The organism is Stenotrophomonas sp. 10N36, assembly GCF_056395005.1.
Genome location: NZ_JBFTIS010000001.1, coordinates 294589 through 310203, shown reverse-complemented (window position 1 = coordinate 310203; position 15615 = coordinate 294589). Strand labels below are relative to the sequence as shown.

The 15615-nt window shown below is 67.3% G+C and carries 16 protein-coding genes and 4 tRNA genes; 8 read left to right on the top strand and 12 right to left on the bottom strand.

Features of this window, described 5'->3' with window-relative positions:
• Positions 1-77 precede the first annotated feature (77 nt).
• From csrA to AC1DCJ_RS01445, 4 genes are all read left to right on the top strand, one after another.
• On the top strand, positions 78-281 hold the full coding sequence (gene csrA / locus AC1DCJ_RS01460; protein WP_019183311.1) for a carbon storage regulator CsrA: 204 nt from the start codon (positions 78-80) through the stop codon (positions 279-281).
• Between the two features lie 81 nt (positions 282-362).
• Positions 363-455, top strand: a tRNA-Ser gene (locus tag AC1DCJ_RS01455).
• 200 nt (positions 456-655) lie between these two features.
• Entirely contained in the window at positions 656-1657 is a 1002-nt protein-coding gene (locus tag AC1DCJ_RS01450; protein WP_478070120.1) for a sensor histidine kinase, read from the top strand.
• Positions 1657-2034, top strand: coding sequence for a response regulator (locus AC1DCJ_RS01445; RefSeq protein ID WP_137189143.1), 378 nt, complete (start codon positions 1657-1659; stop codon positions 2032-2034). Before AC1DCJ_RS01450 ends, AC1DCJ_RS01445 begins: the two co-directional genes overlap by 1 nt.
• Before the next feature lie 70 nt (positions 2035-2104).
• On the opposite strand, the gene AC1DCJ_RS01440 is transcribed toward AC1DCJ_RS01445, so the two are convergent.
• A complete protein-coding gene (locus tag AC1DCJ_RS01440) occupies positions 2105-2476 on the bottom strand; it encodes a hypothetical protein (protein ID WP_137189144.1) in 372 nt (123 codons plus the stop codon).
• Positions 2477-2807: 331 nt separating this feature from the next.
• On the opposite strand from AC1DCJ_RS01440, the gene AC1DCJ_RS01435 reads away from it, so the two are divergent.
• Positions 2808-4955, top strand: coding sequence for a TonB-dependent siderophore receptor (locus AC1DCJ_RS01435; protein ID WP_478070119.1), 2148 nt, complete (start codon positions 2808-2810; stop codon positions 4953-4955).
• Between the two features lie 140 nt (positions 4956-5095).
• Positions 5096-6244 carry an aldo/keto reductase gene (locus AC1DCJ_RS01430; protein WP_478069916.1) on the top strand — a complete coding sequence of 383 codons (1149 nt, stop codon included), beginning with the start codon at positions 5096-5098 and terminating at the stop codon, positions 6242-6244.
• 54 nt (positions 6245-6298) lie between these two features.
• Here AC1DCJ_RS01430 and AC1DCJ_RS01425 read toward each other — a convergent pair whose 3' ends face one another.
• Complete coding sequence (locus AC1DCJ_RS01425; protein ID WP_478069915.1) at positions 6299-7000, bottom strand: pirin family protein; 702 nt, start codon at positions 6998-7000, stop codon at positions 6299-6301.
• Between the two features lie 142 nt (positions 7001-7142).
• On the opposite strand from AC1DCJ_RS01425, the gene AC1DCJ_RS01420 reads away from it, so the two are divergent.
• Both AC1DCJ_RS01420 and AC1DCJ_RS01415 read left to right on the top strand, forming a co-directional pair.
• On the top strand, positions 7143-8069 hold the full coding sequence (locus tag AC1DCJ_RS01420; RefSeq protein WP_478069914.1) for a LysR family transcriptional regulator: 927 nt from the start codon (positions 7143-7145) through the stop codon (positions 8067-8069).
• Between the two features lie 130 nt (positions 8070-8199).
• Positions 8200-9345 (top strand): alpha/beta hydrolase family protein, encoded by a 1146-nt coding sequence (locus tag AC1DCJ_RS01415; RefSeq protein WP_478070118.1) that lies wholly within the window; start codon positions 8200-8202, stop codon positions 9343-9345.
• A 307-nt stretch (positions 9346-9652) separates the two neighbouring features.
• On the opposite strand, the gene AC1DCJ_RS01410 is transcribed toward AC1DCJ_RS01415, so the two are convergent.
• The 10 genes from AC1DCJ_RS01410 to AC1DCJ_RS01365 all read right to left on the bottom strand — a co-directional run bounded on the left by AC1DCJ_RS01410 (position 9653) and on the right by AC1DCJ_RS01365 (position 15576).
• A tRNA-Arg gene (locus tag AC1DCJ_RS01410) sits at positions 9653-9729 on the bottom strand.
• An 82-nt stretch (positions 9730-9811) separates the two neighbouring features.
• A tRNA-Arg gene (locus AC1DCJ_RS01405) sits at positions 9812-9888 on the bottom strand.
• Positions 9889-9941: 53 nt separating this feature from the next.
• Positions 9942-10018: transfer RNA gene (locus AC1DCJ_RS01400), tRNA-Arg, on the bottom strand.
• A 61-nt stretch (positions 10019-10079) separates the two neighbouring features.
• Positions 10080-10919, bottom strand: coding sequence for an alpha/beta hydrolase family protein (locus AC1DCJ_RS01395; protein ID WP_478069913.1), 840 nt, complete (start codon positions 10917-10919; stop codon positions 10080-10082).
• Positions 10916-11725, bottom strand: a complete 810-nt coding sequence (gene thiD / locus AC1DCJ_RS01390; RefSeq protein ID WP_478069912.1) for a bifunctional hydroxymethylpyrimidine kinase/phosphomethylpyrimidine kinase — start codon at positions 11723-11725, stop codon at positions 10916-10918. Before thiD ends, AC1DCJ_RS01395 begins: the two co-directional genes overlap by 4 nt.
• 36 nt (positions 11726-11761) lie before the next feature.
• A complete protein-coding gene (locus tag AC1DCJ_RS01385; RefSeq protein WP_313243835.1) occupies positions 11762-12433 on the bottom strand; it encodes a YoaK family protein in 672 nt (223 codons plus the stop codon).
• Between the two features lie 42 nt (positions 12434-12475).
• Positions 12476-12982: a hypothetical protein gene (locus AC1DCJ_RS01380; protein WP_478069911.1), complete on the bottom strand. Its 507-nt coding sequence runs from the start codon at positions 12980-12982 to the stop codon at positions 12476-12478.
• On the bottom strand, positions 12979-14376 hold the full coding sequence (locus AC1DCJ_RS01375; RefSeq protein WP_478069910.1) for a PhoH family protein: 1398 nt from the start codon (positions 14374-14376) through the stop codon (positions 12979-12981). The genes AC1DCJ_RS01380 and AC1DCJ_RS01375 overlap by 4 nt, the downstream gene beginning before the upstream one ends.
• 81 nt (positions 14377-14457) lie before the next feature.
• Positions 14458-14937 carry a peroxiredoxin gene (locus tag AC1DCJ_RS01370; RefSeq protein WP_478069909.1) on the bottom strand — a complete coding sequence of 160 codons (480 nt, stop codon included), beginning with the start codon at positions 14935-14937 and terminating at the stop codon, positions 14458-14460.
• A gap of 78 nt (positions 14938-15015) precedes the next feature.
• Positions 15016-15576: a glycine cleavage system transcriptional repressor gene (locus AC1DCJ_RS01365; RefSeq protein ID WP_038689096.1), complete on the bottom strand. Its 561-nt coding sequence runs from the start codon at positions 15574-15576 to the stop codon at positions 15016-15018.
• Positions 15577-15615 lie beyond the last annotated feature (39 nt).

Genomic DNA, 15615 nt, shown 5'->3' with positions numbered 1-15615 from the left:
CCTTTGTCGTGTGGCGTTCCTTGGCTGGGCGCCGAGCCGGTGGGGAAGATCCACCGGTTCCCTGGAGACTTGCAAAAATGTTGATCCTGACTCGCCGCGTAGGCGAAACCCTGATGATCGGTGACTCGGTCAGCGTGACCGTGCTCGGCGTCAAGGGCAACCAGGTGCGTATCGGTATCACTGCTCCGAAGGACGTGGCCGTGCACCGCGAAGAGATTTACCAGCGTATCCAGCGCGGCGATGAGCCGAATGCATCCGGAAGTGAAAATTCTTCGGATTAAGGCTTTACCTTCGGGCGCGGAAAACGTTATTATTCGCGCCCCCGCTGAGATGATTCAACGCAGCGGCGGAACCAGAACACTGGAGCGGTGCCCGAGTGGCTGAAGGGGCTCCCCTGCTAAGGGAGTATAGGGCTTAAAACTCTATCGAGGGTTCGAATCCCTCCCGCTCCGCCAGATGTGAGAAAAGCCCTTGAGCGCAAGCTCAGGGGCTTTTTTTTGCGTCTTTTTTTACCCCTCTGCAGGGAAGGGATGCGTCAAGGTAGGCCCCGTCCTTCGACGGCGGATGCAGCATGAACGCCCGCCTGCTGCGCTGACTCGTCTTTCACGGGTGTACACCTATGGTTCTCTGCCGACTGTGGATGGGCCCTTCTGTGCTGCACGAACACGAACACGACACCGCGAAGTGGCGTATCTACGAGGCCCTCCTGCAGGCCACGCCGGATCTGTCGTATGTCTTCGATCTGCAGCATCGTTTCATCTATGCCAACAAGGCGTTGCTGGACATGTGGGGCATGCGGTGGGAAGAGGCAGCCGGCAAGACCTGCCTGGAACTGGGCTATGCGCCATGGCACGCCGCCATGCATGACGACGAGATCGAGCAGGTGATCGCCACCCGTCGACCGGTACGTGGCGAGGTGCCGTTCCCGCACACCACCGAAGGCACCCGCGTCTACGACTACATCTTTACGCCGGTGTTCGGGCCGGACGGGCAGGTGGAAGCCATTGCCGGCAGCACCCGCGACATCACCGAACGCACCCGCCACGCCGAGCACCTGCAGTTGCTGGTCAACGAATTGAATCACCGGGTCAAGAACACGCTGGCCACTGTGCAGTCGATCGCGCGGCAGACCTTCGCCAATGCCGAGGGCATGGACGACGCCTGCGGCAAGATCGAAGAGCGCCTGCTCGCCCTGGCCAGCGCGCACGATGTGCTGACCCGCGAAAACTGGCACAGCGCAGACGTCGCCGAGCTGGCCCGTGGGCTCGCTGCACAGGGCCGGTTTGATGCACGACAGTTCGAGGTGCAGGGCGAATCGTGCCGGATCGATCCGCGCCGCGCGATGGCACTGGCCATGGCACTGCATGAGTTGTGTGCCAACGCGGCCCGACACGGCGCGTTGTCCACGCCAGACGGGTCGGTGCATATTGCCTGGCAGCGCAACCGGCGCGGCGACGGCGAGGAGCTGGAGCTGGTGTGGCGCGAGCGCGGCGGCCCGCAGGTACAGCCGCCGGCCCAGCGCGGCTTTGGATCGCGGCTGCTGGAACGCGGACTCAAACACGACATGGGGGGTAACGTGGATCTGGCCTTTGAGCCCGAGGGTGTAACCTTCCGGGTCTCGATTCCCCTGCCTGACGATGCACACGAGGTTGACTGATGAAGGCGCGCGTACTGGTGGTTGAAGACGAATCGCTGGTCGCGATGATGGTCGAAGACTGCCTGATTGAACTCGGTTATGAAGTGGCGGCGGTGGCCGCCAATGTGGATGCCGCACTGGCGGCGCTGCAGGGCGGCGGCATCGACTGCGCCATGCTCGATGTGAACCTCGGCGGCACGCCGTCGTTCCCGATTGCCGAAGCGCTGGAAGCGCGCGGCATCCCCTACATGTTTGTCACCGGCTACGATGGCACCGCCATCCCGCCGAATTTCCGGGCGCGGCATGGCCTGCAGAAACCGTTCCGGATGCGCGAACTGCAACAGGCGATGGCCGGGCTGCAGGATGCCCCGGCGGTGCCGGGCGATCTGATCGCCTAGCGCGCGTCGCCCGGCGTCCGGGGTGTCCCGGCACGCCGTGGCAGGGCAGGGCGGCCGCGCCGCCCGGTGATCAGGCCGCGCGTGCCTGCGCCAGGGCCAACCGCACTACACCTTCGAAACGCTCCAGTTCGCCGCTGTCGGTGCTGGCGCGCTGGTACTGCGTCGGGTCGTCGAGCACATCCAGAACCACGGCGGTACCGCTGCCATCGTCGGCCATGACAATCACACTTTCGTAGATGCAGCCGCTGGTCAGCGCGCGCCAGCACCGCAGGGTGGTGCCGTCCAGCCACACCGCCCAGCGATCGTCGCTGGCGCGGGGCCACAGGCCGTCGCGCAGCTGCGCCAGTTCCTCGGCGGAAAAGCCATGGCCGCAACGGATCGGCCAGCGGGTGCCGGTCAAGGGCGGAAGGCCGCCGCGCTGGGCGGGGGAGAAATCGATCATGTGCGTGCCTCGTGGGCCGTTGTGAGTGCATGCGCTGCGGTGACGCATGCCGGCACACAGTCTACCGGTGAGTTAGTAGTTTTGCTAATTTCGCGCGCGCCCACGGGCCCAGCGCCTGCGATGGCCAAGGCAGGCTGCGTCATCGTGGACCGCGACAGCCCGCGGCTGCGCGAGTAGAATCGCGCCGCACTGAAGGCGTTGCAGCCTTCAACCCCCCTTTCCCTCCAGCCGCCGCCAGAGGACTTCTTTCCTTGCTGGAGGCGTTGCCGTGTCCGTTGCTTCGTTCCGTGTTGTCCCCACCCGCGTCGGTCGCGCTGCGTCGTCGCCGTCGTTGTCCCCGTTGAGCCTGGCACTGGCCAGCGCACTTGGCCTTGCCGTGTTTGCCACGGCCGCACAGGCCGACGACGCGCCGGCACCGCCCAAGGACGACGCAGCGCAGACCCTGCAGACCGTGCAGGTCACCGCCAACCAGTTGGGCACCGTCACCGAGGGCAGCGATTCGTACACGCCCGGCACCATCGCCACCGCCACCCGGCTGGTGCTGAGCCCGCGGCAGACGCCGCAGTCGATCAGCGTGATCACCCGGCAGGAGATGAGTGACTTCGCGCTCAATGGCATCGACGATGTCATGAAGGTCACCCCGGGCATCAGCATCGTTACCTACGACAGCGAGCGCACCGAGTACTACGCGCGCGGCTTTGCGGTGCAGAACTTCCAGTACGACGGCATTCCGATGGCGCGCGATTCGGCGTACTCGGCCGGCAATACGCTCAGCGACATGGCCATCTACGACCGCGTGGAAGTGCTCAAGGGCGCCACCGGCCTGCTCACCGGTATGGGCGACCCGGGCGCGACCATCAACCTGGTGCGCAAGAAGCCGACCCGCGAACTGGCCGGCAGCGCCACGCTGGGTGTGGGCTCGTGGGACAGCTACCGCGCCGAGGTGGACGTCGGCGGGCCGCTGACCGAAAGCGGGCGCGTGCGTGGCCGCGTGGTCGGGGCCTACCAGGACAAGCATTCCAACGTGGACCACTACCAGCGCAGCAACCAGGTGTTCTACGGCATCCTGGAAGCCGATCTCGACGACAGCACGCTGCTCACCGTCGGCGCCGACTACCAGGACAGCGATCCGCGCGGTTCCAGCTGGGGCGGCATTCCGCTGCTGGACAGCACCGGCGCCTTCAACGACATGCCGCGTTCGTTCAACAACGGGGCGCGCTGGAGCCGCTGGGGCCAGTACAGCCGCACCGCCTTCGCCACGCTGGAGCACACCTTCGGCAATGACTGGGTGGCCAAGCTGCAGCTCAACCACCAGGTCAACGGGTACGACGCCTCGCTCGGCGCGGCCGCCGGTGGCAACCCGGACCCGGTGACGGGGGAGGGCGTGAGCATGTGGCTGGGCCAGTACATCGGCAAGACCACCAGCAACGCCGCCGACCTGTATGTCAGCGGCACGTTCGACTGGTTCGGTCGCCAGCACGAACTGGTGGTGGGCGGTAGCGTGTCGCGCAAGCGCTGGGTCAACAACGGTTACTCGCCGCAGCCCGGCTACATCAGCAGCGTGGCCGACTACTACAGCTGGACCGGTGACGTGCCCGAGCCGGACTGGCAGTGGGGCTACGGCGACAACCAGGTGACCCGCGAGAGCGGTGCGTACGTGGTGGGCCGCTTCGACCTGGCCGATCCGCTCAAGCTGATCGTCGGCAGCCGCATCGCCAACTATAAATCGCCAGATACCGACGAAAGCGGCGTGATCGTGCCGTACGCCGGCGTGGTCTACGACCTCAACCGCAACTTCTCGGTCTTCGCCAGCTACAGCACCATCTTCAAGCCGCAGGGCAACCAGGACGAGCAGGGCAAGACGCTCGACCCGATGGAAGGGCGCAGCTACGAGGCCGGGCTGAAGGCCGAATTCCTCGAGGGCCGCTTCAATGCCAGCGCGGCGGTGTTCCAGCTCGACCAGGACAACTACGCCGAACCCACCGGTGGCCGCACCCCCAGCGGTGGCATCGCCTACCGCGGGCTGATGGGCGTGCGCACCAAGGGCTACGAGCTGGAGATGTCCGGCCAGGTGGCGCCGGGCTGGCAGGTCCAGGGCGGCTACGCGCACAAGATCGCGCGGCAGCAGTCGACCAAGGTCTCCACGCTGGAGCCGGAAGACCAGTTCAGCCTGCACACCAGCTACCGCCTGCAGGGCGGCGCGCTGCAGGGCTGGAGCGTGGGCGGCGGTGCGCGCTGGCAGGGCAGCACCTTCGGCACCATCACCAACCCGGCCAACGGTGCCAGCCTGGTCCACCGCACCGAGCCGTACTGGCTGCTGGACGCGATGGCGCGGTATGAGTTCAACGACCAGCTGTCGGCCACGCTCAACGTCAACAACCTGCTGGACAAGCGTTACTACACGATCTTCAGCTGGTACAGCACCTACACCTGGGGCGAACCGCGCAACGTGCGGCTGACCCTCAACTACAAGTTCTGATGATGCGCAGCACCCCGGCCCGTGCGCCGGGGTGCTGCAGGCGGTCCAGGCCGCTATTGCCGTTACGTTGACGCCGTCCACGCATGGCGTGCACCGCGCGAATGCGAGGGTGGGCATTGGTCCGCCCTGCAGGAGTCGCCGTGAACGCACGTCGCCAGTTTCTTTCCGCCGCCGCTGTCGGCACTGCCGCATTGGCGGCGTCCCCGTTGCTCGCCCAAGCCGCTGGCCCGGGCAGCGTGCTGCCCACGCGCGGGCAGGTCAGTGCGCGCACGCTGGCCACCAACGCGGCGGGGCAGGCGGGGCGCTATCGGCCGCACACCCGGCTGGGACTGGGCGGGGTGGCGATCGGCAATGGCTTTGCGGCCACCACCGATGCCATCAGTGAGGCGACGCTGGCAGCGGCCTATGCGGCCGGCGTGCGCTGTTTCGATACCTCGCCCTGGTATGGGCTGGGCCTCAGTGAGCGTCGTTACGGCCATCACCTGCACAACCACCCGGCACGCGAGTACACCCTGTCGACCAAGGTCGGCCGCCTGCTGACGGCCACGACGGGCGCACTGCAGAAAACGATGTGGCAGGAACCGTCACCGTTCCACTACCGGTACGACTATTCGGCCGACGGCACCCGCCGCTCGGTGGAGGACAGCCTCAACCGGCTCGGCGTGTCGCAGCTGGACGTGGTGTTCATCCACGACCTGTCTCCGGACAACGAGAAGGACCTGGGCATGCCGTGGGAGCAGCGCTTCACCGAGGCGGCCAAGGGCGCGATGCCGGCGTTGACCCGCATGCGCGAAGAGGGGCTGATCAAGGCGTGGGGATTCGGCGTGAACCGCCCCGAGCCTGCGCTGCGCGCGATCGACGAGGCCGACCCGGACATCTTCCTGCTGGCCTGCCAGTACTCGCTTCTGGACCACGACCAGGCCCTGCACGACACCTTCCCGAAGATCGCCGCGCACGGCGCGTCGGTGGTGGTGGGGTCGCCGCTGCTGGCCGGCTACCTGGCCGGGCGCGAGCGGTATCTGTACGACGGCACAGTGCCTGCCTGGGCGCCGGACAAGCGCGCCAGGGTCCAAGCCATTTGCGATCGTCACGGCGTCGACCTGCGCACCGCGGCGCTGCAGTTCGCCGATGCGCCGGCGGTGGTGTCGGCGGTGATCCCCGGGGCGCGCACGCCCGAACAGGTACTGGCCAACGTGGCCTCGATGTCGGTGGCCATCCCGGCCGCGTTCTGGGCCGAACTGAAACAGCAGCAGCTGATCGCCGCGGATGCGCCGGTGCCCACGGCCTGACGCGCAGCAGGCGACCCCGATCGGGTCGGGGCCGCCTGCATTCATCGCACGGGCTTACAGCGGAAGGTCGAACACCAGCACTTCGGCATCGGTGGCGTTTTCCAGCGTCACCTGCGCCTCGTCGCTGATCTGCAGCGCGTCGCCGGTGTCCAGGGGGATGCCGTTGACCTGCACCTGGCCCCGGGCCACCTGCACATAGACACCGCGACGCGGGGCCAGCGGCAGCTGCACGCGATCGTTGCCGTCCAGGATCGTGGCGTAGATGTTGGCGTCCTGGTAGATCAGCAGCGCGCCGTCACGCCCATCCTTGGCGGCGATCAGGCGCAGCTGGCCGCGCTTGGCCTCGGGGGCGAAATGGGTCTCCTGGTAGCTCGGGGCGATGTTCTCCTGGTCGGGGAACAGCCAGATCTGCAGGAAGTGCACCGTCTCGTCGGCCGAATGGTTGAACTCGCTGTGGCTGACCCCGCTGCCGGCGCTCATGCGCTGCACGTCGCCGTAGCGCAGCACCGAGCCGGTGCCCATCGAGTCCTTGTGCTCCAGTGCGCCGCCGAGCACGTAGGAGATGATTTCCATGTTGGCGTGGCTGTGGGTGCCGAAGCCCTGGCCGGCCTGCACGCGGTCCTCGTTGATCACCCGCAGCGGGCCGAAGCTGGTGTAGCGCGGGTCGTAGTAGTTGGCGAAGGAGAAGGTGTGCATGGAGTTCAGCCAGCCATGGTCGGCCTTGCCACGGGTGGTGCTCTTGCGGATCTGCAGCATGGTGGATCTCCTCGGGTATTCGATGGTTTCGATGGTGGTCCGGGAGGCGTTTGCCGTGTCCCTTTCCTGTTGGCGCCAGTATCCGCTTGCGCCTGGGGTTTGAAAAACGGATAGTTTCGCAAGCCATCATCGAAAAATTCGAATGCTCAAGCTCAGCCTGGATGCCCTGCAGATCCTGGACGCCATCGACCGCCGCGGCTCGTTCGCCGCGGCCGGCAAGGCGCTGCACAAGGTGCCGTCGACCATTTCCTACACGGTGTCCAAGCTGGAACAGGACCTGGGCGTGCAGCTGTTCGACCGGGTGGGCCCGCGCGCGCAGCTGACCCAGGCCGGGCAGGCGCTGCTGGAAGAGGGGCGGCACCTGCTGCGTGCCGCGCGCGAGCTGGAGATGCGGGTGCGCCGGGTGGCCTCGGGCTGGGAAGCGGAGCTGACCGTCGCGGTGGACTCGATGTTCCAGCCGGCGCTGTTGGCCGAGGACGTGCGCGCGTTCAATGCAGTGGCCGAACAGACCCGCGTGCGGCTGATCAGCGAGTCGCTGTCGGGCACCTGGGAGGCCCTGCTGGACCGGCGCGCGGACCTGCTGGTGGGCGCGGCCGGCGAAGGGCCGAGTGGTGGCGGCTACGTAGTGGAGCCGATGGGCGTGGTGGAATTCGTGTTCGCGGTGTCGCCCTCGCATCCGCTGGCGGCGGCGCCCGGGCCCTTGGGGCGCGAACAGCTGGCCGCGCACTGTGCGATCGCGGTGGCCGATTCGGCGCGGCGGTTGCTGCCGCGCACGGTGGGCCTGCTGATGGGGCAGGAGACGGTGACGGTGCCCGATACGGTCAGCAAGTTCCGCCTGCAATGCGCCGGGCTCGGGTTCGGTTTCCTGCCGGCGCCGTACGTGCAGCAGGCGGTCCAGCAGGGTCGGCTGGTGATCAAGCAGGTGGAAGAGCCCAAGCCCGACGAGACCTTCTGGCTGGCCTGGCGGCCGGGCGAGGAGGGGGCCGCGCTGCGCTGGTGGCGGACGCGCATGCAGGGCCCGGCGGTGATGGCCGGCTGGTGGCCGACGATGCAGGGCTGGCTGGGATGAGGTGCCTGACCGGGCGCGGCCAAGCTGAATCGCCGCTGCGCTGTCATCGCACGGTCATGTGGATGCGATAGAGCGCGTCGGCATCGGTCGGTACCCTGCCGGGCTCAATCTGGTTTTCCGTGTGTCCCTCATGAAGCGCCTGCTGCTGTTGTTGCTGGCCGGGGCCGGCCTGTGGCTGGCTGCCTGCTCCTCGCTCACCTCCACCGCTGCCTCGACCTCGCTCAGCGACCGGCTGGTCGCGCCCGGTGGCGTGTCCACGTTGCTGGACACCGCGCGCATTGCCGCGGCGGTGGACGGCGTGCCCAACCGGCATGGCCGGGTCACCAGCCGGGCCGGCGTGCCGATCTTCTGGCGGGCGTTCGACCCGGGCCAGTACGGGCTGCGCTACGAATATCTGGCCCAGCAGCACGAGAACGGCGAGCCGCTGCAGACCGGACTTGCGTTGGCGCTGCCTGCGCCGTTCCGCGCGCAGCCGCCGCGCGGCACCGTGGTGCTGCTGCACGGCTGGATGATGAACGGCGATGCGATGCTGCCGTGGTCGCTGCAGCTGGCCCAGGCCGGCTACCGCGTGGTCACCATCGACCTGCGCAACCACGGCCATTCCGGTGCGGGGCCGTCGGGCTATGGCACGTTCGAGTCGGACGATGTGATCGACGTGATCGATGCGCTGCAGGCGCGCGGTGAAGTGGTGGGGCCGCTGTACCTGTTCGGTGTGTCCTACGGCGCGGCCACGGCGGTGTTTGCCGCCGACAAGCTGGGCGACCGGGTCAGCGGCGTGGTGGCGATGGAGTCCTTCGCCAATGCCGGCGATGCCATCCGCAGCATGATCCCGCACCTGATGGCATTGCAGCCCAGCGCGTGGAAGGCCCAGGCGATGGCCGCCTACGGGCGCTGGCGCTACGGCGGGCAGGACATCGACGCGGTGATTGCCGCGGCCAGCCAGCGCCTGGACCTGGACCTGGATCGCGTCGATGTGGCGCGCGCGCTGGCCGACACGCGTGCCTGCGTATTGCTGGTGCACGGGCAGGATGATCAGCACGTGCGGGTGGACCAGGGCCGACGGCTGGCCTTGGCCAGCCCGCGCGTGCACTACATCGAAATGCGCGGCGAAGACCACATCACGCTGCCGTTGCGGCTGGACCTGCTGGGTGGGGTGGTGGACGACTGGCTCGCGCAGGAGAGCCCTGCCGGCGCGCAGTGCGCCGCGCCGGAGATGCCGCATGAGGCCGACCAACTGGTGATGGCGCAGCTGCAGGCGCAAGCGCCGCGCGGATGATCGCGGGATAGGTGTCGCTGGCCGACACCAGGCGATCCCAGCATCCCGTAGTGCCGGCCGCTGGCCGGCTCCACGCAAATCTCCCAGCGTTCATGGCGAGCCGGCCAGCGGCCGGCACTACGCGTGGTGGTTCGAGGATCATGACGAGCCGGCCAGCGGCCGGCACTACGCGTGGTTGTTCAAGGGTCATGACGAGCCGCCCATACGCGGTCGTTCGAAGGTCAAGGCGGGTCGGTCGACGCGCGTTGGCTGATCCAGAACGCAAAAAAAAACAGCAGCCCAAGGCTGCCGTTTTTCATCGATGCAATGGTGCGCCCGGAGAGATTCGAACTCCCGACCGCCTGGTTCGTAGCCAGGTACTCTATCCAACTGAGCTACGGGCGCATTTGCATTGTCTGGTTGTGCGTCCTGCCGTACGTGTTGCCACGTTCGACGGGAGGGCAGGCGAGCCTGCTGTGCGATGTAATGGTGCGCCCGGAGAGATTCGAACTCCCGACCGCCTGGTTCGTAGCCAGGTACTCTATCCAACTGAGCTACGGGCGCATTTACATCACGTTGTACTGCTAATGCCAACGGCGGAGTTGGCAACCTGTTGATGGTGCGCCCGGAGAGATTCGAACTCCCGACCGCCTGGTTCGTAGCCAGGTACTCTATCCAACTGAGCTACGGGCGCGTCAACAGGAGCGGAATTATGCGGATGTGGGCCGCATTCGTCAACGCCTTTGTGAAGAACTTCACTCAAATGAATGAAAAAGCAGCGTGGCCACGGCCTGCGGCGATTTCATCCATGCGAAGTGATCCGCATCGGTTCCCAGCGTCGCCGCATCGAGCACGCGCAGCGTGGCCTGCACCTGCGGCAGCTTGGCCAGCAGGCCCTGCATCGAAGGGACCGGCGCCAGCCAGTCCTGCGCCATCACCACGGCCGTGGCGCGGCCGCGCACGGTGCGCAGGCCGGCTTCCAGGTCGTCGGTGATGCCGACGCCGGCGAAATGATTGTTCAGCCCGACCCGGGCCCAGTCGCCGATCAGGCCGCGTGCCTCGGTGCCACCGAACCCCAGCCGGCGCCCGTGCAGCACACCCTGGCGTTGCGCCAGCCAGGGCAGGAAGCGGTAGATCAACGGCAGCGTCCAGCCGCGTGGGCCGGGGAAGGTGCGCCAGTACGGCGTGCCGCTGGCGACCAGCCACAACCGCTGGAACACCGCCGGATGCAGCCCGGCAAAGCAGCAGGCCAGCTGCCCGCCCAGACTGTGCCCGCCGATGAGCGTGTCCATCGCGCCGTCCCGCGGGAGGGCGGCCAGGCTGGCCGGCAGGTCGTGGTAGAGGATCTCGCGATAGCCCCAGTCCTGCGTGCGCGAGGGGCGCAGGCTGCTGCTGCCGTTGCCGCGCCACTCGTGCAGGTACACGGCGATGCCGTGCGCGGCCAGCGCATCGGCCAGCGGCAGGTAGTGGCGTGCCGCCACGCCCAGTGCCGGCAGCCACAGCAGGCGCGCGCGTGGTTGGGCCGGCACGCGGGCCAGCAGGTCGAAACGGTGGTCGTCGGCGGCAACGACCGGTAACGTCAGCGCCTCGATCATGCCGGGCGCGCCGCGCCGAAATGGTCGATCACCAGCACCTCGCTGCGCCCCGGGTAGTAGCCCCCCTGCAGGCCGCGGGCGACGTAGTCGATGGCCGCTTCACAGGCATTGGGCAACGACAGGCCCTGGCACAACTGCGCGGTGATCGCCGAGGCCAGCGTGCAGCCGGTGCCATGGGCGTCCACCGGCAGGCGGGCGTGGATGAACTCGTCGCGGGTGACGCCGTCGAAGTAGCGGTCGACCACGCGGGCACCTTCTTGCAGGTGCCCGCCTTTCAGCAGCACCGCGCCGGCACCGAGATCGAGCAGGGCCGCAGCGGCATCCTCGGCTTCGTCGGCACTGGTGATGGGGCGGCCGAGCAGCAGCTCCGCTTCGGGAATGTTCGGGGTCAGCAGCGTAGCCAGTGGCAGCAGGCGCGTGCGCATCGCGTGCAGCGCGCTGTCCTCCAGCAGCCTGGCACCGCTGGTGGCCACCATCACCGGGTCCAGCACCACGTGCGTGGGGCGGTACTTCTCCAGCGCATCGGCCACCAGCCCGATCACCTCGGCATTGGCCAGCATGCCCAGCTTCACGGCGTGGATGTCGAAGTCGGCAAAGCAGGCGTCGATCTGTGCCTGCAGGAATGCCAGCGGCGGCACGTGGACCGCGCTGACGCCGCGGGTGTTCTGCGCGGTCAGCGCGGCAATCGCCGACAGGCCATGCACGCGGTGGGCGGCGAACGCCTTGAGGTCGGCCTGGATGCCGGCGCCACCGCCGGAGTCGGAGCCGGCGATGGTGAGGGCGGAAACGGGAGAGGAGGGCGTCATGCGGCGATTGTGCAATGTTTGCCGCTGGCGTGCTGCTCAGCGCGCGCGCCACCGCCGCCATTGCTGGAACAGCATGTAGCCCAGGCCGGTGCAGCCGGTCAGCAGGGCAGGGGCGAGCAGCGCGTCGTACCCCCAGCGCAGGAACAGCCACGCACCCAGGATGCCGCCGGCGAGGAAGCCGCTGACGATCAGCCCGCTCAGGGTCAAGCGCCGGATCGGCAATGGCAACCCGCGCAGCAGGTGGCCCAGGCCGATGCCCAGGTCGGTGAACATGCCGCTGAGGTGGGTGGTGCGCACCACCGCACCGCTGAAGGTGGTGGCCATGGCGTTCTGCAACCCGCAGGCCATCGCCGCGGCCAGTGCGCCCCAGATCTGGTGCTGTTTGAACAGCGGGATGGCGGCCAGCAGCAACAGCGATTCCAGCGTGAGCACCACCCCATAGCGGCGGCCCAGTTGCAGGGTGCTGTCCTGCACGATCATGCCGCTGAGCATCGCGCCCAGGCAGAACGCGATCAGCAGGCCCCACAGGTGGCCGACCACACGCCAGTCGCGTTGTGCCAGCGCCATGCCAAGCTGGCTGGTGGTGCCGGTCATGTGGCTCACCGCCTGGTGTTCGAATCCCAGGAAGCCGACCACATTGACCATGCCGGCCACGCAGGACAGCGCGATCGCACCGATCCAGACCCAGGTCGGAAGCCGGATGCTCATCCGGCGTGCGGGCGGCTCATCGCGGCACGGTCAGGGCCATGCTCAACGGCCCTTCGGCGGGCCGTTGAACTGCACATCGGAGAAGCTGCCGGTGGCCGGATCGAACACCGCGCCCCAGAACTGCGCCCCGCCGTCACAGACCCGGATGGCGTCGCGCGCCGGGTCGATGTCGGTGCCGTCGGGCAGATGGAAGGCGTTGAGGTAGATCAGCTGCCTGCCGCCCATCTCGATGCCGACGTACTGCCGGTCGAAATCGGCGGCATGGGGCACCTGGGCGTCCAGGCCGGGCAGCTGGGCTTCCAACTGCTCCACCTGCTGGCGGCTGGGCGCCCAGTAGCCGGTGACCGCCCCGGCCTCGCGGCCGGGGCTGGAACGTGAGCAGGTGTCCAGCACCTGGGCGGCGATCACCGGGCGGGTGACCACCCAGGACTGGCCGGTCTTGACCGCGGTGGGCACGCTGGCGCCCGGGCGGACGTTGGCAGGCGTGCAGGCGGCCGCCAGCGCGGCAAGCGCCAGCGGCAGGACGGCACGGGACAGGGAACGGCTCACAACACCTCCGAGGCGTAATCGGCCAGGCGCGAACGCTCGCCACGACGCAGCGTGACGTGGGCGCTGTGCGGCCAGTTCTTGAAGCGGTCCACCGCGTAGGTCAGGCCCGAGGTGGTTTCGGTCAAGTACGGGGTGTCGATCTGTTCGACGTTGCCCAGGCAGACGATCTTGGTGCCGGGGCCGGCACGGGTGATCAGGGTCTTCATCTGCTTGGGGGTGAGATTCTGCGCTTCGTCCAGGATCAGGTAGCGCGACAGGAAGGTACGCCCGCGCATGAAGTTCAGCGAGCGGATCTTGATCCGGCTGGCGATCAGGTCGTTGGTGGCCGCACGGCCCCACGCGCCGCCTTCCTGGGTGTGGGTGAGCACTTCCAGGTTGTCGGTGAGCGCGCCCATCCACGGCGTCATCTTTTCTTCCTCGGTGCCCGGCAGGAAGCCGATGTCTTCGCCGACGCTGACCGTGGCACGGGTCATGATGATCTCGCGGTAGCGCTGCTGGTCCATGGTCTGGGCCAGGCCGGCGGCCAGTGCCAGCAGGGTCTTGCCGGTACCGGCGGTGCCGAGCAGGGTGACGAAATCGATCTCCGGGTCCATCAGTGCGTTGAGGGCGAAATTCTGCTCGCGGTTGCGCGCGCTGATGCCCCACACCGCGTGGCTGCCGTGGCGGAAGTCGTTGACCAGCGACAGGGTGATCTTGTCGCCGTCCACCTTGGCCACGCGCAGTTCGACTTCATCGTCGCCCGGCAGGTAGGCGTACTGGTTGGGGTGCCAGCTCTCGTCTTCGCTGGCGATGATTTCGTAACTGGTGCGGCCCTTGTCGCTCCAGCTGCGCAGGTTGTCGGTGTGCTTCTTCCRGAAGTCTTCCGGCAGCTCGGTGGCGCCGGTGTAGAGCAGGCTGAAATCGTCCAGCGCGCGGTCGTTCTCGTAGTCTTCGGACACGATGCCGGCGATGGCCGCCTTGATCCGCAGGTTGATGTCCTTGGAAACGAACACCACCGGAATCTCGGGGATCTGCTCCTTCAGCGCCAGGATCGCGCCGAGGATGGCGTTGTCCGGGATGACCGCGCCAAAGCTCTTGCCCGCGTCGAAATGACTGGTCTGGAAACGCAGCAGGCCCACGCTCTGCTTGCCGCGCAGCTGCAGCCCGTTGGGCCGAAGCAGCGGAATGCCGTCGGCCAGGTTGTCCAGGCCCGACGCCTGCACCAGCTCGTTGAGGAAACGGCTGACCTGGCGCGCGTTGCGGCTGGCCTCGGTGGTGCCCTTCTTGCCGTTGTCCAGCTCTTCGATCACCTGCATCGGCAGGTAGACATCATGCTCCTCGAACTTGAACAGCGCGGTCGGATCGTGCATGAGCACGTTGGTATCCAGAACGTAGATGCGCTTGCCTCGGGTCATCGTCATTTCCTGGTGGCAGAACAGGGACAAGCCATCACAGCCTGCAGGGCAGGGTGATGGCCATTGGGGGGTGCAGGTTGGTCACTGGGTTTTCGCGGCCTTCAGGGCTTCAAGGACGGTGTCTGCGTGGCCGGCCACCTTGACCTTGCGCCACGTCTGCACGATACGACTGTCCGGCGAAATGAGGAAGGTGCTGCGCTCGATGCCACGCACCTGCTTGCCGTACATGTTCTTGAGCTTGATCACGTCGAAGGCGGTGCACAGCGCTTCGTCGCCATCGCTGATCAGCGGGAAGGCGAAGCCCTGCTTGGCGCAGAAGTTGTCGTGGGATTTGACCGAATCGCGGGAGACGCCGAACACGCGCGCATCGAGGCGGGTGAATTCGGGCAGCAGGGCGTTGAAGTCGATGCCTTCGGTGGTGCAGCCCGGGGTGCTGTCCTTCGGGTAGAAGTACAGCACCAGCCACTGGCCGGCGAGTGCGCCGAGAGAGGTGTGCTCGCCGCCGGACAACGCCAGCGGCAGTGCGAGGGTGGTGCTGTCCAGGGTGTCGCCGTCGTTCATGGGTTCCTTTCCGGATCCTGGGGTCGTGCCATTACAACTGCATGAAACGCTGCGCGCCCGTGACGAACGCGCGAACGATCAGAACTTCATCGGATCCATGATGGCATCCAGGTTCAGGTGGTCGCAGAACTCGAGGAAATCGTCGCGCAGCGCGGCGATGTGCATGTTGGCCGGCACCCCGATGGTGACCTGCGCCGAGAACATCTCCGCCCCGGTCTGCATCGCCCGGTAGCGGGTGCTCTGCAGATTTTCGATGGTGATGCCCTGGCGGTCGAAGAAATCGGCCAGCTGGAAGAGGATGCCCGGCTTGTCGGCGGCGATCACTTCCACGATGTACGGCAGCAGGTTGGACTGCGCCTGCTTGGCACCGGTGCGGTACCACACCAGCTTCAGGCCTTCTTCGCGCTCGAGCCGGGTCAGCATGGCTTCCAGCTTGGCCACCGCGTCCCACGAGCCGGTGGCCAGCGCGGTCACCGAGACGTCGCGGCCCACCGTGGCCAGGCGTGCATCGACCAGGTTGCAACCGCTGTCGGAGATACGCCGGGTGACGGGCAGCAGGGGGGACTCCGGATGCGTCGTGTAGGCGTTGATCAGGAGATGGTTTTCGGTCGGCGCAGGCCGCGGCGTGGTGTCGGTCAAGAGGGTTCCGGGTGATGCAAGGTGAGTCTGAACGGCCGG